The following is a 24155-nucleotide window of genomic DNA, read 5'->3' as shown; positions in this document are numbered from 1 at the left end:
GATGAGTTGCGAAGGAGCCATAGAATGGGATATGTGTATAATGATGAGCAACTAAAGGATGTACTAAAAGGATTGAAGAAAATAAAGGGTGTTCGAAAGGCAAAGGATTTTGATCGATTGGATTATCAGATGATTGTAGAAGCATTAGAACGCTCACCGATGCATAGGTATATTTCTCATCGTGCGGATGGTATATCATTGGATCGCATCGACGACTTTGGTGAAGATTTACCATCAATGCGTTCTACGAGCGACAATAACAAAATTCCTGAGTTCCTATTGCCGATAGTAAACTACTCTACAGCGCATTCATCATTTCATGATGATGATATAAGAAAACGAATTTTAAGTACGATGGATGCATTTATACGTAGTGTTCTTGAGTATCTCAGTAGAGGTAAAAATCTATACGTGGAGATCGATAGGATACTGAAGGAAGCAGATAAGCATTATCAGGAGTTAAGGAGTCAAGTAAATCATTTAGAGGTCGAATATGAGAACCGTTTTCTAGAAGCCTTGTTGATCTTACCTGATCTATTCGTTTACTTGTGTAGGTTACTCGCGTCGAAAGAGGTTGATGAAAGGTTCAAAATCAAATTGGTATTGGCGATCATTTACATCGTCTCCCCGATTGATGTGGTACCCGAAGCCATTATGCATGCCTTTGGTCTCTTTGATGACATCATTGTAGCAATAAGTACAATTTCTGAAGGGTTTAGTACGGATGTTATCAGTAGGGATTCCATGAGGGTACTATGGCCGGGAAATCCTGACGATATTGATAACCTGAATGATTATTATGCCGCGGCGAAAGAGATGCTGGGTGAAGAGTTAGATAACATCATTAGACATGTTATGAGAAAAAGAAGTGACGATGTTAAGGCTTAGTGTTATAGCTCTCTGATCGATCATGCCTTGCTCACTAGTTTTGCCGCACGGTGCTCTCTTATTTTGCCGCGGGTTTTTTAAATCTTAGCAGCGACATATCGCTGCTAAGTGGGGGTCATCTGATTATTTCGCAGTTTGAGCATCACCGGATGCAGATTGAATCGAGAGGATTATCTCACGTTCATGAAGGGAGGCCATAATGGCCAGAAAAATTCCGGTGAAACTCATTATGGAGCTTTGAGATGCCAACATGTCACAGAGAGCAATCGGCAAAAGTCGTAAGGTGTCGTAGCACGCTGTTAGTGAAGTGTATATTACGATTCCGGAAGGCCATCGACACGGTGAAACAGGGCCACCTTCACGCTTAATTAAGGCCACTACCGCGAGCGTGAAGGCCACCCCGGTATGCATTATAAACTATAGCTCGATTTTTCCCCTCGGGGACAGGTAATCACGTTGAAAAAACTTTGTGGATCATTATCTGCAATTCTGTTAAATGAACAACTATGGAGATTAGTGATTAATGATTCATCAACGAAAGAACCTGTCCCCAGGAAGGAAGAATTTGAAGAAACATCACCAGAATCAGAGTTAGTAGCGGCAATTGGTACTAAGTCTTTGATCCTATAGCAAAGGAAACGAGCACGAGTTGAAAAGCTTGCGAGCAAGGCATGGTAATTTAGAGAGAGCGATAACATTTTGTTCCTCGAAGCAGAAAAGAATGATGTTTTAATGTGAGCTTTCTGAGCCGCCGTATTGGCGCCTCGGGAGGCTCACTGTTATAGGCAGTAGCCTGCCTTGAGGGTTGACGCGTATTCTTAACGTCCTAGGGGTAAAAGAAGAATATGTGAAAGTTGTTCTGAGGGAGGGCGGATCGATATGAGTGAAAAGCAAGGTTTAGAACCACAAGAAAGCAAGAACCTAAAGAAACAGGCAGAGGATAAGAAGAAGACAAAATTATTCGGTACCTTTACCGGTGTATTCCTGCCGACACTACTGACTATACTGGGCGTGATCATGTTCTTGCGTCAGGGATGGGTCGTGGGTAACGCGGGTCTGCTCGGGGCATGGCTGATTATTCTTTTGGCCTTCAGCATCACCATATGCACGGCACTCTGTTTGTCATCGATTACGACCAACATCCGGATCGGTGCGGGGGGCGCTTTTTCAGTGATCTCCCAGTCCCTGGGCCTTGAAGTCGGGGGTAGCATCGGCATCCCGCTGTACCTGTGCCAAGCACTGGCCGTGGCCATGTATATTTTTGGTTTCCGTAGTGGCTGGCAGTGGCTGTTTCCAGAACACCCTGCCCTGGTCGTTGATCTGGTCGTTTTTGCCATCGTTTTTGCCATTGCTTTTACCAGCGCTGGCTTCGCTTTCAAAATCCAGTACTTTATCCTGGGTGTCATCGGGATTTCCTTGCTGTCCATCGGGATCTCGGCCCTGCAGGGATCCATGCAGTACCCCATCCAGTGGTGGGGGGAGTTTCCCGGCTCCGTCGAGAACGACTTCTCGGGCATCGGATTCTGGGCGATCTTCGCGGTGTTCTTTCCCGCTTCAACGGGAATCATGGCGGGCGCCAATATGTCGGGCGAGCTGGAAAATCCCCGGAAGAACATTCCTCTGGGCACCATGAGTGCCATCGGCGTGAGCCTTGTTGTCTACCTGGTGCTGGCCTATTGGTTGGCCCGTTCTGCTACGCCACAAGAACTTGTGGAAAACTACAACATCATGATCGACAAGGCAGCCTGGGGTCCCGCAGTACTGGCCGGCCTATTGGGTGCAACCTTTTCATCGGCACTTTCCTCCTTGGTGGGTGCGCCCCGGATCCTACAGGCCCTGGGGACCCATAACATCCTTCCGAAAGGCAAGTGGTTCGGAGAGCTCTCACCCAAGGGAGAACCTCGCAATGCCCTGTACTTGACAGGGGCCATTACCCTGGCCGTGTTGATGCTCAGAGACCTGAATACCATCGCACCGCTGATCACCATGTTCTTCTTGTTAACCTACACGATGATCAATATGGTGGTCTTCATCGAGCAAAACCTGAAGCTCATCAGCTTCCGTCCCACCTTCAGGGTGCCCTATGTGGTCCCGCTTCTTGGGATGGTCGGCTGTATCTTCGCGATGTTTATCATCAATCCGGTCTTCAGCTTGATCGCTGTGGCCGTGGTCGTCGTGATTCACACCATGCTGATCAAGCGCAGTCTGAACGCTCCCTTTGGCGACGTGAGAAGCGGTATCTTTGTTGCAGTGGCCGAATGGGCAGTAAAAAAGATCGGTAACCTGGATGTACCCGTGGAGCGCGTTTGGAAGGCGAACCTACTGTTTCCCATTGAAAGACCCGACCATGCCGATCGCTACTATGATTTTGTCAAAGATCTTTCTTACCCCAAGGGATTTCTAAAGATCGTGGGCCTCACACGAGACGAGAATGAAGAGGTGCTGACCAGGGAGGTCAAGCGCTTCGTCGAAGCCATTAAGGCCGAGGGAATCTTTGCCACTTGGTCCCTGATCACCGTCGCAGAATTCGCCAAGAACTTGACGGCAGGGATCGAGACCTTCCGAAGTTCCTTTTTAAAGCCGAGCTTTATCTTGCTGACCATGCCTGAGGACACCGAACGAGAGGATAAGATTATGAACGTGATCAACACATGTAGGGAGAATAGAATCGGCGTCTTACTAGTCGACGAGCACAAGATCAGGAGAATGGGCAAGAAGAACAAAATCAACATCTGGTTTGAGAGGCAAGCTGGAAACTGGGACATCGATGTAGAACTGGGAGAAAACGATCTGGCCGTGCTCATCGCCTATAAACTCAAGCTCAACTGGAACGCTGATCTGCAGTTTGTCGCCAAGATCGAAAGTGAATCGGAAAGAGAACAGGCAGATGAGTTCCTGGAGCTTGTTTCGGAATTCAGCAGGCTATCTGATGTAGGGAGACAATCCTTGCTAGCGACAGAATCGGATCAAATCCCATGGGCGGATTTGAACGTATTTACACTACCCCAAGAGATTGACTTCGAAGAGCTGAGAACCTACAGCCAAAGGCTCGATGCCACCTGTGTCTTCACACTCGATTCTGGAGAAGAAAACGCCTTATCATAAAGCAAGGGATCGAAGCATGCCAAGGGAAGGTTAAAAGATCCTCTGCGCCATTGTGTGCAGAGGGCGTTCGCGATGTTCGGGATCCGTTTGGGATCCCGATTCGCTTTAGTCGATAGCGGTAGATCAGGAGTCGGCAAGGGTGATAGGTGGAGTGGTGAAGGCTATCCCTTACCGAATCGACGTACACTAGCATTCAAGAAAGCGTGGCTGATACGATGGATCAATTTGGAATCATGGTTGGATTGAAGAAAGAAAACGCCTTCGAGGGCTGGTTCTGCAAGGTGGATGACCGGGAAAGTGGGTTGATGTGCTCTGTCATCTGGGGTTACTCGACCCACGGGGAAAGCAAACACGCTTTTTTGCAGTTTCAAGATAACCTGGACCACGGCACGGCCTATGTCTCTTATCCCATCGAAGAACTAGAGTGGGATGAAGATCCCTTCGTTCTCCGTATTGGAAAGAACGAGCTATCAAAAGATGGTATGACGCTCGACTTTGTGATGAAAGGCATTCCAGTAAAGGGGACCCTTCACTTTGGCGATTTCTCTCCCATCAACCGGTCGCTCCTCAAGCCCAACATCATGGGATGGCTCACCTATCTACCCAACGAGTGCAATCATTCGATCATCAGCATGCACCATACAGTGAAGGGAAGACTGCAGATCGGTGATCGTTCCTGGGTTCTTCAAGATGCGGACGCTTATATCGAGAAAGACTGGGGAACGGGCTTCCCGAAAGAATACGTGTGGGTTCAGGCAAGTGATCGGGGAAAGACATCCGTCGTTTTCAGCTACGCCACGGTACCTATGCTCGGACAGTATGCCAAGGGCTTTTTCCTAGTCCTCCACCACGAGGGGGAAGAGTACCGCTTCTCTAGCATCGAGGGCAGCAAGATCTTGGATTTTGACGTGTCGGAGGACGCCTTCTCAGTGACGATACAGAAGAGGGGAATTCGATTAACGCTCCAGGCAGAACAATTCAATCCCGTTTCTCTGGCTTCTCCAGCCCATGGGGAGATGAGCTCGCGAATCAAAGAGTCGCTCGACGGGAAGATCGAACTCGAGCTTGAAAGAGACGAGCGAATGATAGTGCATTTCTCCAGCCAGAGGGCGTCTATCGATGTGCATTTTTAATGCAAAAGCAAAGCGGAGCACCTGAAGGAAGGCTCTACCAGGCAAAAGTTTTGCGAAAGGAGTTGCTGGCTGCGAAGATGCGGATAAATCGATTAGATTTGTGGTATGCTTATCCCGAGAAGCCTAGGTTTCTACAGGCAATACGCAGAGGTGGATCCGATAAGGGAGACTGTCCTAACGGCAGTGCGCTTCATGGGGTGATTACTGGTGAATACTCTTTCACATCCTCTAAGCGGAAACGATTCTTGCGAAAGCCATCTGATCGGCTAGGCAGTGGTCGGAGATAGGGGTCTGCGGGCTAAGATATTGAAATTTTTCACCACTCTCCATCATATGATCGAAGGAAAAGAGGGATCAACCGATGAAATCAAGAATCATAGATAAACTCGATTTCGAAAAGACGAATGCTTTGCTCGAAGGCTTCAATCAATCGACAGGGTTTGTTACCGCCATTTTGGATCTTGAAGGGACCGTTTTAACGAAATCGGGTTGGAGAAAGATCTGTATAGATTTTCACCGCAAGAACCCTCAAACCGCTGCGAAATGCACGCTCAGTGATCTTTTGCTGGCCGATCATAATCGTGAAGATGAGCGTTTTCATTTCAACAGGTGCTTCAACGGCTTGATCGATGTCAGTGTACCGCTTGTATTCGGTGGGGAGCATGTTGCAAACCTCTATTCAGGTCAGTTCTTTTTTGAGAAGCCGGACGTTGCATTCTTTAAGAAACAAGCCGAAGAATTTGGATTTGATGCGTTCTCCTATCTACAAGCCTTAGAGGAAGTCCCGGTTGTATCAAAAGAAAACGTTGAAACGGCGATGAAATTTCTGAAAGACATGATCCTGATGATCATTGAACTGACAAATGAAAAAACCGAGCATAAGGCTCTGAATCAAGAATTTGAGAAGAACGAGAGGACGTTACTGGAGAATCAAGCCCAACTCAATCAGAACATGGACGATCTACTGGAGTCACAACGGATTGCAGGGGTAGGAACATGGAGACTGGATCTGTCGACGGACCAAGTGGTGTGGTCTGAAGAGCTTTATAGAATGTATGGTTTTGACCCGAGTGAGCCACCACCGCCCTATAGGGAACATATGAAGTTATTCACTCCGAGAAGCTGGGAGAGACTATCGACAGCCCTAGACCTCACCAGAAAAAATGGAGTGCCTTACGAGCTAGAGCTCGAAACGGTGACAAGTGATGGTAGCAACGGTTGGATGTGGGTGAGAGGAGAGGCAATAGAAGATAGCTCTGGTAAGATTGTGTCTCTCAGGGGAGCTGCGCAGGACATCTCGGAGCAGAAGAAAATTGAGTGCAGGCTAAAAGAAAGCGAAGAGAAGTTTCAACTTCTTTTTGAGCAAGCCCCACTGGGGTATTTGGCACTGGACGCTAATGGTTGCTTCGTTGAAGTGAATCAGAAATGGCTCGATACTTTTGGATACAAAAAAGAAGAGGTCATTGGCAAGTGGTTGGGGAATTTCCTCAGCCCGGAAGATGTCGAAGCATTTCGCCATCGCTTTGAAGACTTCAAAACAGAAGGGACGGTACAGAGCGAGGTTGAAATGCTTTGTAGTGACGATCACCGTTTGCTCATAGCCTTCGAAGGGAAAATTGCTTATGACGCAAATGGTGACTTTATACAGACCCACGGCATCATGCAAGATATCACAGAACAGAGGAAGACGGAAGAGGCGCTCGTCAGAAGTGAGAGTCGGTACAGACGGTTGAGCGAGCAGAGCCGTACGTTCACTTGGGAGGTTGACGAAAGGGGTTTGTTTACTTTTGTTGATCATGTCGGTGAAAAAGTCCTAGGCTACCACCCCGAGGAACTGATCGGCAAGGTTCATTTCTATGACCTCTACCCTGAGGAAGACCGTGAGGCGTTCAAGCAGAAAGTGTTTGCCGTTTTCGAACAAAAGGGTCTTTTCCGTGATTTGGAAAACAAAGCTGTAACAAAAACCGGAGATACCGTGATGCTTTCCACCAACGGCTTTCCCATACTCAACAAAGATGGAATTTTGACAGGTTATCGGGGGAGCGACGCTGATATTACAGCCAGAAAACGTATTGAAGATGCGCTCCATCATTCCCACGACTTGATGCGCTATGTGATCGAACACAACAGAAGTGCAGTAGCTGTGCATGATCGAGACTTGAACTATTTGTATGTTAGCCAGCGGTATCTTGATGTTTATGGTATCGACGACCAAGAGATCATTGGTAAACATCACTATGAGGTTTTTCCTGACTTACCTCAAAAATGGAGAGATGTTCATCAGAAGGCCTTGCAGGGAGTGGTTTCTTCCAAAGACAAGGACTTGTACTTGCGAGAAAACGGGGCCGCTGATTGGACGCGATGGGAATGCCGCCCTTGGTATGAGTCGGATGGGTCAATCGGCGGGATCATCGTCTACACGGAGGTGATCACAGAGCGGATCAGATTAATAGAAGAACTAAAGAAGAACGAGAAGAACCTGAGAGAGGCGCAAAGAATAGCTCATGTCGGGAGCTTTGATTATGATACGGTCAGTCAGCGTTTGACCTTATCACTCGAAGCCTTGAGAATCTTTGGAATCACCGACCAGGAATTCACAGGGACATTGGACGAGGTCACAGCGTTCATCTACCCGGAAGATCGGGCGTATGCCTTCGGCCTTTTTGAAAAAGCCAGAAGCGAAAAGTCTATTCAAAAATCTGAGCTAACACTCATCAGGAAGGATGGCCAGAAGCGGATCATAGACTTTCGAGTGGGGCCAACTTTTGACGAGAGCAGGCATTGTGTTGGGGTTACCGGTACAATCCAAGATATCACGGAGCGCAGGAAAGCAGAGGAAGACTTGCTTCATATGAACAATTATGATCAACTCACCGATCTATTGAACCGTCGATTTTTTGAGTACAAGCTGCGTCGAATGGATATTTCGAGCCAGCTACCGCTGTCGCTGATCATAGCCGATATCAATGGCCTTAAGTTGATCAACGACTCCTTCGGATTTGCAGAGGGGGATAAGATCATCATCGAGGCGGCCGAGCTCTTGAGCCGATGTAGTCGTGAGGAGGATATTCTTGCCAGGACCGGTGGCGATGAGTTCAGAATTCTGTTGCCAAGAACAAGTGTCCAAGAAGCCTTGAAACGGCTCAAGATCATCCAAGCGGCCTGCGATGCCTTTAACGCTAAAGTCATGAGCGAGGCCTACCGACTCAACCTATCCTTTGGTGTAAGCACGAAAATCTCAGAGAGCGAAGACTTCGCCCAGGTTTCTACCAGAGCTGAAGACGCTATGAACCAGCGCAAGCTACTCGACAAGAATAGCTCGTACAGTGCGATCATCTCTTCCATACAGGCTACTCTGCTCGAAAAGAGCCATGAGACCAAAGAGCACTCGGAACGACTCGCACTCTTGTCGCGAAGAATTGGTTTGAGTCTCAATCTGTCAGAGATTGAGCTTGCACAGATTGAGCTTTTGGCCACTCTTCATGATATCGGGAAGGTGGGTATTGCCGAGCAGATCCTAAAGAAACCTGGCAAATTAAGTGCTGAAGAATGGACTGAAATGAAAAAACACCCGGAGATTGGTTACAGAATCGCCATGTCTTGTCCCAATCTCGCGCCGATCGCAGAGTATATTCTACATCACCACGAGCGTTGGGATGGTAGTGGTTACCCGCATAATCTGCAAGGTGCAGACATTCCATTGATTTCAAGGATCATCTCGGTGGTGGATGCCTACGACGCGATGACGGAAGATCGGGTGTATCGCAAAGGAATGACACATGTTGAGGCGATAGAAGAGATCCAAAAGTGCAGTGGAAGTCAATTCGATCCGAGGGTTGTTGCGGTTTTCATACAAGCAATCGGTGCGAGAGATACCATAGGTTTCTTTAGGGAAAGTGAGAAGTGATCAAATGACCACAACAGCCGAACACGACGCGCGCATGGCTAAAATGACCTTTGCAGAAGTCTACCCTCACTATGTCACCAAGGTAGAGAAAAAGGGAAGAACCAAGGAAGAGCTCCGTCAGGTCATCACTTGGTTAACGGGCTTTGACGATAGCGATCTCCAGGCGCTTATCGAAGAAGCCGTGACCTTTGAAGTGTTTTTCAAGAGAGCAACCTTAAACCCCAACGCCCACCTGATCAAGGGCTCCATCTGCGGCTACCGGATCGAGGACATCGAGACGCCCCTGACCAAGAAGGTTCGGTATCTCGACAAGCTGGTGGATGAACTGGCGAGGGGAAAAGCCATGGAGAAGATCCTTCGCGAGGACAGCTGAGGACCGATTAAGAAGCGGGCGGTGTCTCTCCCTGCAGGATCCCTCCATTGCCCTTCGATCGATGACGTCATGGTGTTTGCTTGTTCCCGCTTAATAGCATACAGAGATTTTTCGCCTTCAAACCTTGCCATCGCAAGGTTTTGAGGGTCCTTTTTTTGAAAGAAAGAGGTAAGGGAGTAATTACAGAGGATAATCCTAAAGAGAGAATTTTTTGACAAGTGCGAGCAAGAGGTATATGCTCAAATCATAACAAACCGACGGTCGGTTTGTTATTGGTGAGAGGGGGGCGTCCTGTGGGACTAAAGGATCGAATCATCGATGCGGCGTGTGATTTATTCGTAGCAAAAGGATATGATCAAACTACGATTTCGGATATCATGAAAGCCGCTGATTCATCAAAAGGTGGTCTATACTATCATTTTAAATCCAAGGATGAGATTCTCGAGAGAATAATTGCTATGTCTATGGAGGAAGTAACGGATTATTACGAAGAGCTGTTGGAGGACCAGTCCTCCACGGTGGTGGAGAAGTTCACCGAGGCCTTTTACCGCTTGAATGAAGTGAAGAAAGCATCCGTCCAGAATTGGGATCAGATCAAGAAACGCTACACGTTTCAAGGCAACCATCTGTTGCTAAAACGGATGGGAGAAGTTTTTGAAGAAAAAACCGCGGATTTCTACTGTCGTTTGATTCAGCAGGGCATCCGGAATGGAGAGTTTCATGTATCGTACCCCAAACAGTTGGGTACACTGTGGAGTCGGGAAGTGATCCGATTCTATCAGATGTCTAGATACATCTATACCGGTGTTAAAGACAACGAAGGTGATTTCTATGAAATGCTTAGATTCAACGAATCACTAATCAATAGCCAGTTGGGTCTTTCGGATCCATCGGTGCATTTGGTCGAGATGGGAGAAGCCTATCTTCAGTCAATGAAAGAGGCTGTTTCAGAAAGGGTGCTATAGATGATCAAATGGTTCGATAGAATCACCGACTCGGATTTCGATCTAGTGGGTGGCAAAGGGTACAATCTTTCCAAAATGTACAATCAAGGTATGCAGGTACCCAATGGTTTTGTGATCCTTTCAACAGCTTACGATGCATACGGTTCGTTCGATTCGGTGGAGGAAATGCTGATGGAAAGCATCTATGAGGCTTTTGACAAGTTGAACAGTGAACATGTAGCCGTTAGGAGTAGTTCTACAGTTGAAGATTTACCGGGTATGAGTTTTGCCGGTCAGTATTCCTCCTACCTCAATGTGACCAAAAATGATTTGAAAGAGAGGATCAAAGCATGCTGGGATTCGCTGGATAATGATCGGGCGACAGACTATCGCGCCAGGCATAATATTGAAGAAGGATACTCCCATGCCGTGGTTGTTCAAAAAATGGTGAGATCACAGGTGTCGGGCATCGCCTTTACCGCGAACCCGATCAGTGGTGTGAGGGATGAGTTGGTCCTGAACACAGCATTTGGTTTGGGTGAAGCAATTGTCAGTGGTGGGGTGACACCCGATCAATACATCGTGGAAAAGCATACGGGTGAAATCCTGGATGCTACACTAACTGAAGGATCAATGGATGAGGAGAAACTCAAAAAACTCGTTGAGGTTTGCGCTAAGGTAGAAAACTATTTTGGTAAGCCTCAGGATATTGAATTCGCATTTGATAAAAGCGGGGATCTTTTTTTGCTCCAATCACGCGAGATCACGACATTGTTCCCCATGGATACATTCGCGAAAGATGGTAAGTTCAGAGCCTACATGAATGCCGGCACGGTTTTGCTAGGAATGAAAGAGCCGTTTACGCCGCTTGGATTCAGCGTAATGAGCAATATGTATCCAACGGTCATCAACGTCATGACAGCTCGCAAGAAGAACCCCTTGACCAATGACTTTGTGAAGCACACGGCCTACAGAATGTATATGGATATCACCTACTTGATGTCCAATCATTTTGTAGCAAAGCAGTTTGCTTCTTCTTTTTCGGGTAATGATTTACCTTTCAAAGGGGTTATGTACAGCGTGATCGACAAGTATGGTAAGCGTTTTAAGAAGCAGGGCGATCACTTCAAACTTCCTCTGGGAGCTGTAAAATACGGGTTGTCTTTGCTAGGCACATTGCGCGAAGCCAATAAGATTCCCAACGACGAGCGATATGATAAAATTCGTGCTCTTGGTCATGAAGCGTTCGCAGTACAAGAGGAGATCTTCAACGGGTTGAAAACGGATGAAGAGCGTGTAGCTTTCGCACGAGAGGTGTTGGTCGAAGCATTTAAATTATCTCAAACCATGGCAATGTATTGCATCGATGTGAATAACCTGACGAAGATTGAGAAAGTCTTAGACAAGTATCTCCCCAATAGATACCAACCGGCAAAGCTGATCCAGTCTCTGCCGGGTTGTATCACACAGAAGATGATGGTGGATCTGAACAAACATGCCAAGTCATTAGATGAAAGAGGTTTAGAAACGAGTGTTGAACATCCGGAATTTCAACAGATCCTAGAAACCTATGGACATAGGGCGAACATAGAGTTGGATTTGGGGACCGAACGATGGCGTGAAGATCCTGCTTATTTAATTGGTTTGGTAGAAAACTATAGGGTGGATCAGATGTACGTGAGAAACCTAGCAGATCACGAAGCCAAGCGCAGGGAATCAGAGAAAATGATTGAGGCGATTTGCGAGGATCTACGCTCGATGGGGAAGAAGCGCTTGGCGGAAAAAATGAATACGATGATGGTGAATTATCGATATGCTCTTGCTATGAGAGAATACCCCAAGTTTGAAATTGTTAGATTTTTAGAACTGGGGAGAAAGGCGCTGTTAGAGGTAGGTGAGAATCTCGTGAGCAGAGGTCAATTGGGGGTCCCTTCAGAGATCTTCTTCCTCTACGAAGAGGAAATCTTCAGTAATCAGGATTTGAAGGGCTTGGTAGCGCAGCATAAAAAAACTTACGATAGGGAAATGAAACGCACGTCTATCCCCCGCATGGTCCTTAGCAACGGTGCGACTTATTACACATCAACCGTAATCGCCCCTAACGCTGACGTATTAAAAGGACTGGCCTTATCACCAGGTTCTTACGAAGGGATTATCCGGGTTGTATGCGATCCTAAGACCACAATGCTCAAAGAAGGTGAGATCCTCGTGACAGAGAGCACGAATCCCTCTTGGACACCCTTGTTTGCCATCGCAGGTGCTTTGATCATGGAATACGGTGGGCCAATGAGTCATGGAGGAATTGTTGCCAGAGAGTATGGCATTCCTGCCGTCGTTGGGATTCCTTCTGCTACGTCCGTACTGCAGGATGGACAACGTGTGAGGGTCAATGGAGCAACGGGTGAGATTGAATTGCTACAGCCTACTCGTACCTGAGCTAAGGACATGGCTTTGACGGCATTGTGAAAGGTCGAGTGAACACAGGGAATATCTACAGAAAGCTTGATTTGCATGTTTCTTAAATATCCCTACCGATCGGACGATCCTCCTCCGAATGAGAGAAAATGACTAGGCAGGCATGTTACAATGCGAATAGAAGAAGAAAAATCAGAGCGAGAGATATGGCTAGTGGCTCTGCACGCATGAATGCGAGAGGACCCTTGCACGGGGTTTCTGTACCTGTTGACCGTCAATACCGATAAGATCCGATTAGGTCTCTTCTATTCCAGTAGGAGAGCATACTCTTTGAAGGGGTGACTTATGGTAGAAAGCACCAGAAAAAAGGACCAAGGTTTCGGCTACCTAACCGACTACGGCTTGACCGATGAGCAAATCGAAAGGTGGGCGGCCAAAGAGGGGATGATCCTGGGCCGGGTGATCACGGCCTTTAACGCCAAGCGCGTAGATGTCATCACCGAGGAGGGACTGATCAGCTGCATGATGAGCAACAAACTCTTCAATCGATCCGACGATTTTGTCGTCTCCGGGGACTGGGTCTTTATCCGCCAGATCGATGAAAGCAATTATATGATCGAAGAGTTGCTCGAGCGCAGGAACAAGTTCGTCCGCAGAAGAGCCGGTACCATCAATGAGGAGCAGACCATCGGCGTGAACCTCGACCGTATTTTCGTGGTCACCGCCGTCGACGATGACTTCAACCCCAGGAGGCTCGAACGGTACATCACGCAGGCCAAGCATGATCATATTCCTGTAACCATCGTATTGTCGAAGGCCGACCTCACTGACCGCATCGATTTTTACAAGGAAATTGCCCGGAAGATCCATCCCGGTGGAGATGTGATCGCCATCTCCTCCTACCGGGGCGCCGTGGGCTTAGAGGAACTTACACCTTTCCTGAGGAAAGGAGAGACCATCGCCTTGTTTGGCTCCAGCGGTGTGGGGAAAAGCACCATCGTCAATACCCTCTTTGGTGACGAAATCCAGAGGGTCAAAGAAGTTAACCCCAAGACCGGAAAGGGCGGTCACACCACCACCAGTAAACAGCTAAGGGCCTTTGAAAAGGGCTTTATCCTCCTCGACACCCCCGGCATGCGGGAGTTCGGCGTGATCAATCAGTCCGGTGAAGCGGTAAAAGGCTTCGAAGACATCGAAGAGTGGTCGATCTACTGTCACTTCAACAACTGCCGGCATGACACAGAAGAAGGATGCGCGGTCAAAGCGGCCGTGGCCGACGGCCATCTCGGCCAGAAGCGCCTGGAAAACTTCCGTAAGATTACCTACGAACAGGATTTCCTCTGGGTCAAGGGACGGCGGATCAGCAAGGATAAGTTAAAATATGGTAAGAGTAAGAAGAGATAGCAGGAGCCATCCTTTCTTTCCTAGTTCCAGCAACATGACAATCCTTTGACAGGAGTACACAAGGTTTAGACCACCAAGGAGGAGACCCATGTCTTTGTCTCACTACACAGAAACGCTCTGGCGTATTGTGCTGCTCATCGCAATCTATCTAGTTCTGTTTCTCGGACTGTTCTGGGTGGGGCTTCAGTCCCAGCTGCCGGTCAACTGATTATTTCGCAGTTTGAGCATCACCGGTACGCGCTTCAGCATCATCAGTACGCGCTTCAGCATCACTATATAGAATAGGAACAGTACGCCCATCAGCATCATCAATACGCGTTTGAGCATCACCGGATGTAGAATGAATCGAGAGGATTATCTCACGTTCATGAAGGGAGGCCATCATGGCCAGAAAGATTCCGGTGAAGCTCATTATGGAGCTTCGAGATGCCAACATGTCGCAGAGAGCAATTAGCAAAAGTCGTAAGGTGTCGCAGCACTCTGTTAGTGAGGTTTTCAAACGAGCTGCAGAGATGGATCTGACATTTGAAGAGGTCAGAGATCGAACGGATGACGAAGTTTATCGATTGTTCTATCCTAATAGGCATGTGCACGAATCATTGTATGAGAACCCAGATTATTCTTATGTGCACGGAGAGCTAAAAAAGGTTGGTGTCACTTTAAAGTCCTTATGGCAAGAATACCGTGACTACTGCCGAAATTCCGAAGCAATGGCGATGGGGTACACCAGGTTCTGTGAAGGCTATAATGCATATGTGAAAGCAAATAGTCTGACGAATCATATCGTTCATAAACCTGGTGTTACTTGTGAAGTTGACTGGGCAGGTCCCTCAATAGAACTAATAGACCCGACTACACTGGATGTAGCCAAAGTATTCTTTTTTGTTGCAGTCCTACCCTATAGTCAATACACCTATGTTGAACCATGTTTGGATATGAAACAGGATACATGGATTACCTGCAACGTCAACATGTTCGAATATTTTGGTGGCTCAACGGTCAGGATCGTTTGTGACAACCTAAAAACCGGCGTGATCACCAATCCTAAAGAAGGAGACATAGTACTCAACGAGCAATATGAAGAATTCGGGAATCACTATTATACTGCGATAATGCCAGCAGGCATCAAAAAGCCAAAACACAAGGCTTCTGTTGAAGGTGCCGTTGATAAAAGCGTTAAGAGCTTTATCGGCAAACATCGGAATGATTCATTTAACTCTCTACATGAGATAAGAGCAGCAGTTAACGACCACCTCAAAGACTATAATCAAAAGCCCTTTCAAAAGCGTGAGGGTAGCCGAGACAGCATTTTCTATCAGATGGAACAAGAACAACTAAGGCCCTTGCCCAAGTTTCCATATGAGATTTCGGAATGGTCATACGGACACCTTGTCAACTCAGACTGTCATGTAGCGTTCAAGACAAATCGATACTCTGTCCCTTATAAATATGTCGGTTCCAAGGTAGATATCAAGGCAAATCAGGCGACTGTTGAAATATACCTAAAGAACGAGAGACTCTGGAGTTATCCCAGAACCCCAGACTATATGAAACATCAATGGATTACGTGTCCGGAGCATCTTCCAGACTACTTTACCCAAAATTATCCGGATGAGGAGAGTATTCTAAGCTGGGCTTCATCCATTGGTCCCGCTACAACAGAAGTTATCAATCGAATTTTCAACAGCATGAAAACCAAAAGTCAGGCTTTCAATCCCTCGTTATCCGTGCTTCGTCTGAGTAAAAAATATTCCTGTGAAAGGTTAGAAGCAGCCTGTTCGCTAGCACTTGAAAAAATTCGAGTGCCACGTTATTCACATTTGAAGTCAATACTCGCATCTAATCAGGATCACATCTACATGGCCACAAAGGAGAATCCTCCTTCTAAAAGTGAAGGTACGACGGGTTATGTGCGTGGAGCTCAGTACTATGGTGGTGATCAAAAATGATCAGATCATTGGTATCAGAAGAAACACGCCGCAAACTACGTGAACTGAATCTCTATGAGATGGTTGAAGCCCTTGAGTTTCAGGAGCATAATACTGATTTTACTTCGCTATCCTTCGAAGAACGAATGGGGCTGCTCGTTGATGTTGTTTATGAGAAGAAGCACAATGATAAAGTTAAACGTCTGAAAAAAGGAGCGAAGTTCCGTATTTCCAATGCTTCTACACATAGTATCTACTATGGAAACAATCGGGGACTGGACAAAAATCAAATTCTATCTCTATCCAGTTGTAAATTCCTCTATAGAAATGCTAATGTGGTTTTTCATGGATTTACGGGTTCTGGCAAAACCTATCTAGCTTGCGCACTTGGTAATCAAGCTTGCTCTCTCGGTATAAGAACGAGATATATCAGAATGTCAGACCTAATGATATTAAGGGATGAAGCATCTCTAGAAGCTTTGGGCATACCAAAACTGATCAAGAAAATGGCTCGTTATGAATTGCTGATTATTGATGAGTGGTTATTTGATGATCTCTCAGCTCAGGATCATAGCTTTATCTTTGAGCTAATAGAGCTCAGACACAATGTAGCCTCAACGATATTCTGTACTCAAAGAAAAAAAGGAGAGTGGCATGAATCACTTGGTGGTGGTATTCATGCTGATGCCATCATGGATCGGATTGTCCATAATGCAAATTGGGTATTTGCAGGCACCTTAAACATGAGAGAGTTAATGATGTCCAAGGAGATGCTCACGTAATGGAATGAATGCTGGATATTAGCTCAGAGCTTTGTCAATCGATAACTCCACAAGACTACATTGAAGTTTGGTGGTAGGCTTATCGGTAATGGCGTTATAAAAGATGAGGGCAGTCCTGTCACCTATGGGAAATGATCGGTTCGGCAAGGATCAGTTTGATCCAAGAAAGACCAACATAGCTAGATGATCATAGCTCATACATTGTGTTCAAGTAGCATATAAGAACTATCGATAGGTTGCCCTCTTCTATCCATGCTTTTACTAAGATCCCATAATTAAGCGGGTGATGCTCAAACACCGTATTGCTGATGCTCAAACACCGTACAGATGTTGCTGATCAACCGTACCGGTGATGCTCATAGCGCGAAATATTCAGTCAACCGAGGAGACCTGACGCCTGCGGCCTACGCAGAGAACATCAACGACCTCCTCGATCGTCCCGACACACCGGAGATCGGTCGTCGCTTGACCAGCAAGGGCGAGTGGATGAAGGCAACGAGCGATTCTGGCCCTGTGATCCACATCGAATCCCTGACCTCCTGGCCCGACCACCAGATGGTCGTGGAAAACGGCATTGTGAAGGCGGTGGGCATTGAAGTGAAAAGCAGCGGGGATGAGGGCTGGCAAACGACCCAGAGGACGCAAAAGCAACTGATGAGCATGGCCTTTATCGGCGCACAGGATGACGTGAGCGGGTTCTGGCTCCTCACACGCTCTGGTCTCCGCCGTTTGCTTGAATCGGATGACAACTACTCTGAAGTAATCGCCGGCGTCCGCATGACCCACGAGCTGACCTACCAAGGCTATCATCTGGTCTCAGGTCGTTTGTTTCCAGAAGAGGGAAAGGAACAGGAGATGGACCTGAGCTTTTGGCTGGATTCACGCACGCAGTAAGGGGCTTTGCCCTTTGTGCCGTGTTCCTCGGTTCTGTTCAATGAAGCCTTTTCTCTTCGAACTAGGGGAAACGACGGGAGTTGATCGAAGGGTGTGGCTCATACTGAAACTTTGGACCCTTAACTGTATGTAGAGAAAAGGTGGGCGCACATGATGAAAACACTTCGATTTTCGATCCGGATCTCTGCTCCTAAAGAAATCGTATGGAAGAGCCTGTGGGGGGATACCTCCTTTCGCGACTGGGCGGACACGATCGACGAGGGTATGTACATGGAAGGAACCATGAAAAAGGGAAGCGAGGTCCACTTCATGTCGTCGGTCAATGGCTACGGAGTAAAGAGCTTGGTCGAGAAGCTGGTGCCTCATGCGTACGTGCTGTTCAGACATAAAGCGGATACTAAAGAACTAGGGAAAAAAGAGCGAGCGAAGGAGTGGACGGGCGGATGGGAAAGCTATGCCCTCACTGAAAATAATGGGACCACGACACTAACAATAGAGACCGAAGTACCCGCTGAACAGGAAGAAACCTTCGACACCCGTCTACCGAGGGCGCTCGAGAGGATCAAGGCGCTCGCGGAGAAGCGAGTGGATCGCTTAGAATAAGTGGTTCGTGGACCTCACAGCCTTTTGGGGCAACAGAAAATCCCGATCATGTCGCCGGTCACGATGTAGAGGAAAATAGGAGAGTGATTAAAATGAATACATACACTGCCTTGTTACGCGGGATCAACGTGGGAGGAAGAAACAAACTACCCATGGCAGAGCTCAGAAGGATCTGCGTTGAGCTGGGACTTGGGGACGTGCGCACCTATATCAACAGCGGGAACGTCCTCTTCACGAGCGATCGCACGGAGAATGAGCTGACCGTAATCTTAGAGCGTGCCCTGCAGGAGAGACAGGAAAAACATATCCCCGTCATGATACGGACGGCAGGTGACCTTGAGCGGGTACTTGCGCACAATCCCTTTCCGGATGCAGAGCCCTCCAAAGTAGGTGTCATGTTTTTCAGGAGCCCTCTTCCCGACGATCTCATGTCAAGGATCAACAATCCAGGACCAGAGGAAGTCAGCCTACAGGGTAGGGAACTGTACATCCACTATCCCAAGGGCATGGGCCGTTCCAAGCTGAGCTTCCCCTTGGACCAGGAGGGGACTGTGAGGAATATCAAGACCCTAGCCAAACTCGTCGCCTTGACTCGATCGGAGTAACACACTCGCGTCAACGAAAAAGCAACATGCCCCCGCTCAAAAAAAATGGGGGACATGTTGCTTTTTATTTTTGAGCTGTGGTCAGCGTCACGACCATTTTGTTTAGTCCATCGACAGATCATCGGCCATGTGGATGTAGGTCAGCAGCTCCTTGGGGGTCTGGATCTGTTTGGAAATCTTCCTAAGATCGTAATCAACCAGTAGATTGGAGAACTCCGTCAGCGCGTGCAGGTGATCTGTATTGTCGATCGACGAAAAGGCCAAGATCACCTTCAAGTACTTGTCAAAGGGTGTCATCACTTCATTTTTCAATGTGATCAGAACGAAGCCCGTTCCGAGCACATTGTTTTCGTTTTTTGCGTGGGGGATGGCGATGCCATCTTTGATGATCATGTAAGACCCGAACTTCTCGAAACTATCGATCAGAGACCGGGTGTAACTGTCTTCCACGTAGCCAAGTCGCGTCAGGTGGTTGCCGGCGATGGCCAGGGCCTCTTGCCAGCTGTCGGCCTCTACGTTCACGAGCATGTGATCGAGCGGCAAGTGCTCCACCAGCCCCCTTTTCGATTGATCCAAATCATCGATAATCATATCACCCATATCCTGCTTGATGGTCTCCACCAACTTGCGGCGCACCTGTGAATCCACATCTTCCTTCAGGGCACTCAGCAACTTCGAAAGTCGTATCCGCTTGCGGATCTTTGGGAAGTTGCACTGGTCCAGGATATCGAAATCCCGTGTCGTCAGGATCGGGTTCACGACCACCACTGGCTTCCCGATCTCCGGGAAATCCTGCTTGGTCGTGGTGACCACGACATCCACCTCGTCCATGCGATCAAACTTCTTCAGGTGGTGGACCGGAATCGAATCAATGATCTGCACATCGTAGTGCTGTTTCATCTGCTGACCCAGGAGCTTCGATGCTCCGTAGCCCAAACCGCAGACCAGGAGGACCTTACGATTGGTCTTCAACCGGTACTGGTTTCGGTCGATGGCAGCCCTGAGGTAGAGTGTGATCAGCGCTTTTTCCACCTCGTTGAAATGATCGACCGGCAACCCCTCGATACGCCCTAAAAGATCCTCGAGGATTGCGAAAATCTTAGGGTACAGGCGCCTCGGATCCTCCTCCACCAAGGGATGGTGCTTGATGTGCCGGTAGTGGCTGTGTAGTGTGGGCTTCATGAAGATGATCAGATCTTTGATCAGCTCCTTGTCATAGGAAAGATCGAGTCCGTAGGCGGCGCTGAATCGACCGATCAACTTGTTCACGATGATCTCCACCTCGAACCAGTTCTTATAGTAGGTATTCGGGAAATGATAAGAAGGGCTACCGATGAACAGATCCGCGAACTCCGCCAGCTCATCTGCATTCAGCGTCACACCGCAGCCTTCTCGGAAGAGATGCAGCTTCTCTCTGATGATCCTGAACTCCGATGTGGAGGCCAAATAGACTGCATTCGGGTAGGGGGCCAGCTTCTCATGATGTTGGTTGCGCTTGATCGCCACGATCAGATAGGCCTTTAGCAGCTCATAGGCATGGTCGGAAATGATGTTGTCCGTCGCTAGCTCGATGGCGTAGAGAAAATCCTCCACCTTTGACACATCGATTCCCTCGAGATAAGCCTCGAGCACCGGCTCCGTCAGCAGATCCATCACACCCGAAGCCGTTAACTGCTCCATGAGCACTTCCATCTGCAGGTTCCGGATATCGTTTTCTCTTCCTTCGAGAGCAAGGCCACGCCGGTGCGACTGGACGAGTTCGAGCTGATGGGACGCGAGAATGACCTTAATCTCCTCGAGATCGTTCTTTACCGAAGTGCGACTGACATCCAGCTCCTTGCCCACCGCTGTGATATTGATCTCGCCGGTGAGCGCGATGGTGCACAGGATGTACTTTCTCCTTGCATCCACTGAATAGAGGAAGTCATCCAGGGAAAGGAGGTACTTTTTAATCGGTTCCTTCTCTTCAATGGAAAGGATACCACCGCGCTGGCGCAGGATCGTGGGCAAGCCCTCATCCGCCAGCACCTCATTCACATGATCCACATCGTAGCGGATACTCCGTACGCTGAGATCGAAATGATCGGCCAGTTCCTTTAAAGAGGAAGGTTCGGAGGCCTCTAAGATCATATTGAGAATTCTAAGTCCTCGTTCGGTCAACATCTGGTGAGCACCTCCTGCTCATTTGGCAAACGCAAAACGATCGACCGGATCTCGATCGCCAGTGCCCGTAGGATCAATCGCTCCCTACGGGGTAAAACTACTCATTATCTAGTATACCAAGGGAAAAGGTTTTCGTCGATTTCCACATTCTTTCGATTCAAAGTGAAAAATTTGACCTGTTATAATTTTCAGAAAGAAGTGAAAGGATCGATAGCTTACGAAATGAAAGCGTTTGTCCTATAATGGAATTGCAAAGAAGACGAGAAAGGGGTATCGCGATGATAGCGAAATACTTTGAAGACCATATTCAGGTGGCAGATTCGGTATCGACTTGGGAACAGTCCATTGAGCTCGCCGCAGAGAAGCTTCTACAAAAAGAATATATCACTAAGGACTATATCCAGTCGATGATCGAGAACATCAACAAGAACGGACCCTATGTGGTCATCATGCCTGAGGTGGCGATCCCACACTCCAGACCGGAAGATGGGGCACATCGTACGACAATCTCTCTGCTCAAGCTCCACGAGCCTGTGAGCTACCCTGAAGACAAGGACATCAAGTTGGTCTTCGTACTAGCGGCCACCGATAATGATAGCCACGTCGAACTGATCTCCTCACTGACGGACCTGCTCATGGACAGCGAGAAAGTCGACCAGATCAAAGAAGCCCAAACGGAGGCAGAGATCCTAAGGATTATCGAATCGGTGGTATCATGAACACCACGCTGACCGTCAACGGTTTCACCTACGAAGCCCACTTCACCGATAGGGAATTGAAGGAGGTCATCAGACCCCTGATCGAAAAGTTCCAGGATCTATACCGACAACACGATCGTCGGATCATCATTTTCCTTGCCGCACCACCGGCCGTGGGAAAATCAACCTTCGCACTCTTTCTTGAAAAAACATCGGAAAAAATGAAGCATACCATCCCCGTACAGTGCCTATCACTGGATGGGTTTCATCATACAAACGCATACCTCACCTCACACAAGGCCGTTATCGAGGGTAAGGAGCGCTACTTATCCGAAGTAAAGGGCATGCCAGAGACCTTCGACCTGAAGGCCTTCAAAGAGAAACTCGAGCAGATGAGAACCGAAGATGTAAAGTGGCCAATTTACGATCGGAACCTGCACGATGTGGTGAAGGACCAGGTCCCCGTTACTTCCGAGATCGTCCTGATCGAGGGCAACTGGTTGCTCCTCGACGAACCGGGCTGGCGGGATCTTCAATCACTCAGCGACTACAGCATTTTTATCCGTTCGAACGAAAACATGTTGAAAGAACGATTGATCAACAGAAAAGTAAGAGGGGGCCTGAGCCCCGAAGCAGCGTCGGCCTTCTATCAAAAGAGCGATCGCAAGAATATCGAGCGGGTGATGAACCACCGGCTCGAGGCCGACCTGGTACTGGATATGCTATCTACTGGGGAGAAAGTACGACACGAGGAGGAATTGTAAATGGAAGGTTCGAGAAGAGCTAGAGTACAAGCATTCGGAGGATTTCTAACGAGCATCGTTATACCGAACATCGGGGCGTTCATCGCCTGGGGTTTCATCACCGCACTTTTTATTCCAACGGGTTGGATTCCCAACGAACAGTTCGGGCAGCTCGTCGGCCCGATGATCGTCTACCTGTTACCCTTGCTGCTGGGTTACACCGGTGGTAAACTCACCGGTGGCGACCGCGGTGCCGTTATGGGCTCCATCGGTACCATCGGTCTGATCGTGGGATCGGATATCCCCATGTTCCTGGGTGCCATGATCATCGGTCCCTTCGGCGGTTACCTGATCCGAAAGTTTGACGAAAAGGTGGAAGGCAAGATTCCCACGGGATTCGAAATGGTCGTCAACAACTTCTCACTGGGGATCATCGGCCTTGGTTTGGCCCTGTTCTCCTACCAGTTCATCGGCCCGGTCATCCAAGCGGCCAACGAGTTCGTCACCGTGATGATCGAAAGCCTCGTGGCCACAGGTTTCTTACCCCTGCTGTCCATCATCAACGAACCTGCGAAAGTCCTCTTCCTCAACAATGTCATCGACCAGGGGATCTACTACCCGCTGGGCATGCAGGAAGCGCTCAACGCAGGAAAATCCATCTACTTTATGGTCGCATCGAACCCCGGTCCCGGACTCGGTATGCTCCTTGCTTTCAGTATCTTTGGTAAGGGTATGTCCAAGAAATCTGCACCCGGCGCGATCATCATCCACTTTTTCGGTGGTATCCACGAACTCTACTTCCCTTACGTGCTCATGAACCCCGTGATGATCCTCGCCATGATCGCCGGCGGTATGTCCGGGATCGCGACCTTCAGTCTCTTCGGTGTCGGCCTCGTGGCCGGACCCAGCCCGGGATCCATCTTCGCCTACCTGGCCCTCACACCCCGCGGCAACTTCCTAGGTGTCATCGCCGGTGTCGCCGTGGCCACGGCCGTTGCCTTTGCCGTCGCCTCCGTGATCCTCAAGGTCCAGAACAAAGACGTGTCGGACGAAGAGCTAGAAGCTTCAATGGCGCGTTCGAAGAACATGAAAAAAGCCGGAAAAGATCTTTTGAGCGGTCAAACGGCCAACATCAACTTTATCGCCTTTGCCTGTGATGCCGGTCTCGGCAGCAGCGCCCTCGGTGCCAACGCCTTCAATAAGAAACTCAAGAAAGTGGGTATCGAAAAAACCGTCAAAAACTTTGCTATTGAGAAGGTGCCAGAGGAAGCCGACGTGATCGTCACCCACGCCAGCCTCGAGGAGCGCGCCAAGATGAAGTTCAAGGACAAGCGGATTGTCACCATCGAGAATTTCATGGACGATCCCAATCTCAACGATCTCTATGAAGAACTGACCACAGCCTAAGAAAAGCACCCGTACTTTCAGGCTGTGACATACCGTGCACCGTCGCCCCCCGAGAGGGTCGTGTGCACAGCAGCTAGAGTAGGAAAGGTGTATTCGGTGAGGCGCTAGCGTCATCAGGGATACACCTTTCTCTTACAACATGGATCGGGAGCGACACCGCACC

General features: G+C 48.4%; 17 protein-coding genes. 16 read left to right on the top strand and 1 reads right to left on the bottom strand.

Annotated features, from left to right (window positions below; genetic code table 11):
* Positions 1 to 24 precede the first annotated feature (24 nt).
* The 13 genes from ACULM0_RS04020 to ACULM0_RS03960 all read left to right on the top strand — a co-directional run bounded on the left by ACULM0_RS04020 (position 25) and on the right by ACULM0_RS03960 (position 18981).
* Positions 25 to 888 (top strand): YkvA family protein, encoded by an 864-nt coding sequence (locus ACULM0_RS04020; RefSeq protein ID WP_463679181.1) that lies wholly within the window; start codon positions 25 to 27, stop codon positions 886 to 888.
* An 879-nt stretch (positions 889 to 1767) separates the two neighbouring features.
* Positions 1768 to 3993 carry an amino acid permease gene (locus ACULM0_RS04015; RefSeq protein ID WP_463679180.1) on the top strand — a complete coding sequence of 742 codons (2226 nt, stop codon included), beginning with the start codon at positions 1768 to 1770 and terminating at the stop codon, positions 3991 to 3993.
* 215 nt (positions 3994 to 4208) lie between these two features.
* The gene (locus ACULM0_RS04010; protein ID WP_463679179.1) at positions 4209 to 5126 is read left to right on the top strand and encodes a tocopherol cyclase family protein; all 918 of its coding nucleotides are present in this window, start codon (positions 4209 to 4211) and stop codon (positions 5124 to 5126) included.
* 361 nt (positions 5127 to 5487) lie between these two features.
* A complete protein-coding gene (locus ACULM0_RS04005; protein ID WP_463679178.1) occupies positions 5488 to 9033 on the top strand; it encodes a PAS domain S-box protein in 3546 nt (1181 codons plus the stop codon).
* A gap of 4 nt (positions 9034 to 9037) precedes the next feature.
* Positions 9038 to 9406 (top strand): DUF2200 domain-containing protein, encoded by a 369-nt coding sequence (locus tag ACULM0_RS04000; RefSeq protein WP_463679177.1) that lies wholly within the window; start codon positions 9038 to 9040, stop codon positions 9404 to 9406.
* A gap of 293 nt (positions 9407 to 9699) precedes the next feature.
* A complete protein-coding gene (locus ACULM0_RS03995; RefSeq protein ID WP_463679176.1) occupies positions 9700 to 10371 on the top strand; it encodes a TetR/AcrR family transcriptional regulator in 672 nt (223 codons plus the stop codon).
* Positions 10372 to 12786 carry a PEP/pyruvate-binding domain-containing protein gene (locus ACULM0_RS03990; protein WP_463679175.1) on the top strand — a complete coding sequence of 805 codons (2415 nt, stop codon included), beginning with the start codon at positions 10372 to 10374 and terminating at the stop codon, positions 12784 to 12786.
* Between the two features lie 324 nt (positions 12787 to 13110).
* Positions 13111 to 14169, top strand: coding sequence for a ribosome small subunit-dependent GTPase A (gene rsgA, locus ACULM0_RS03985; RefSeq protein ID WP_463679174.1), 1059 nt, complete (start codon positions 13111 to 13113; stop codon positions 14167 to 14169).
* Positions 14170 to 14552: 383 nt separating this feature from the next.
* On the top strand, positions 14553 to 16118 hold the full coding sequence (istA, locus tag ACULM0_RS03980) for an IS21 family transposase (RefSeq protein WP_463677639.1): 1566 nt from the start codon (positions 14553 to 14555) through the stop codon (positions 16116 to 16118).
* Positions 16115 to 16879: an ATP-binding protein gene (locus tag ACULM0_RS03975; protein WP_463677638.1), complete on the top strand. Its 765-nt coding sequence runs from the start codon at positions 16115 to 16117 to the stop codon at positions 16877 to 16879. The genes istA and ACULM0_RS03975 overlap by 4 nt, the downstream gene beginning before the upstream one ends.
* A gap of 327 nt (positions 16880 to 17206) precedes the next feature.
* Positions 17207 to 17773, top strand: a complete 567-nt coding sequence (locus ACULM0_RS03970) for a hypothetical protein (protein WP_463679173.1) — start codon at positions 17207 to 17209, stop codon at positions 17771 to 17773.
* 150 nt (positions 17774 to 17923) lie between these two features.
* The gene (locus tag ACULM0_RS03965; RefSeq protein ID WP_463679172.1) at positions 17924 to 18376 is read left to right on the top strand and encodes a hypothetical protein; all 453 of its coding nucleotides are present in this window, start codon (positions 17924 to 17926) and stop codon (positions 18374 to 18376) included.
* A 92-nt stretch (positions 18377 to 18468) separates the two neighbouring features.
* Positions 18469 to 18981 carry a DUF1697 domain-containing protein gene (locus ACULM0_RS03960; protein WP_463679171.1) on the top strand — a complete coding sequence of 171 codons (513 nt, stop codon included), beginning with the start codon at positions 18469 to 18471 and terminating at the stop codon, positions 18979 to 18981.
* 102 nt (positions 18982 to 19083) lie between these two features.
* Here ACULM0_RS03960 and ACULM0_RS03955 read toward each other — a convergent pair whose 3' ends face one another.
* Entirely contained in the window at positions 19084 to 21144 is a 2061-nt protein-coding gene (locus ACULM0_RS03955; protein ID WP_463679170.1) for a BglG family transcription antiterminator, read from the bottom strand.
* 278 nt (positions 21145 to 21422) lie between these two features.
* On the opposite strand from ACULM0_RS03955, the gene ACULM0_RS03950 reads away from it, so the two are divergent.
* From ACULM0_RS03950 to ACULM0_RS03940, 3 genes are read left to right on the top strand one after another with little or no spacing between them, the layout of a single operon-like run.
* Positions 21423 to 21863 (top strand): PTS sugar transporter subunit IIA, encoded by a 441-nt coding sequence (locus tag ACULM0_RS03950; protein WP_463679169.1) that lies wholly within the window; start codon positions 21423 to 21425, stop codon positions 21861 to 21863.
* Positions 21860 to 22606: a nucleoside/nucleotide kinase family protein gene (locus ACULM0_RS03945; protein WP_463679168.1), complete on the top strand. Its 747-nt coding sequence runs from the start codon at positions 21860 to 21862 to the stop codon at positions 22604 to 22606. Before ACULM0_RS03950 ends, ACULM0_RS03945 begins: the two co-directional genes overlap by 4 nt.
* A complete protein-coding gene (locus ACULM0_RS03940; protein WP_463679167.1) occupies positions 22607 to 23992 on the top strand; it encodes a PTS mannitol transporter subunit IICB in 1386 nt (461 codons plus the stop codon).
* The last annotated feature ends 163 nt before the right edge of the window (positions 23993 to 24155 follow it).

Source organism: Halotolerantifilum yawarlongkerapense (assembly GCF_054506745.1).
This window is presented reverse-complemented; position numbering and strand designations above follow the sequence as displayed.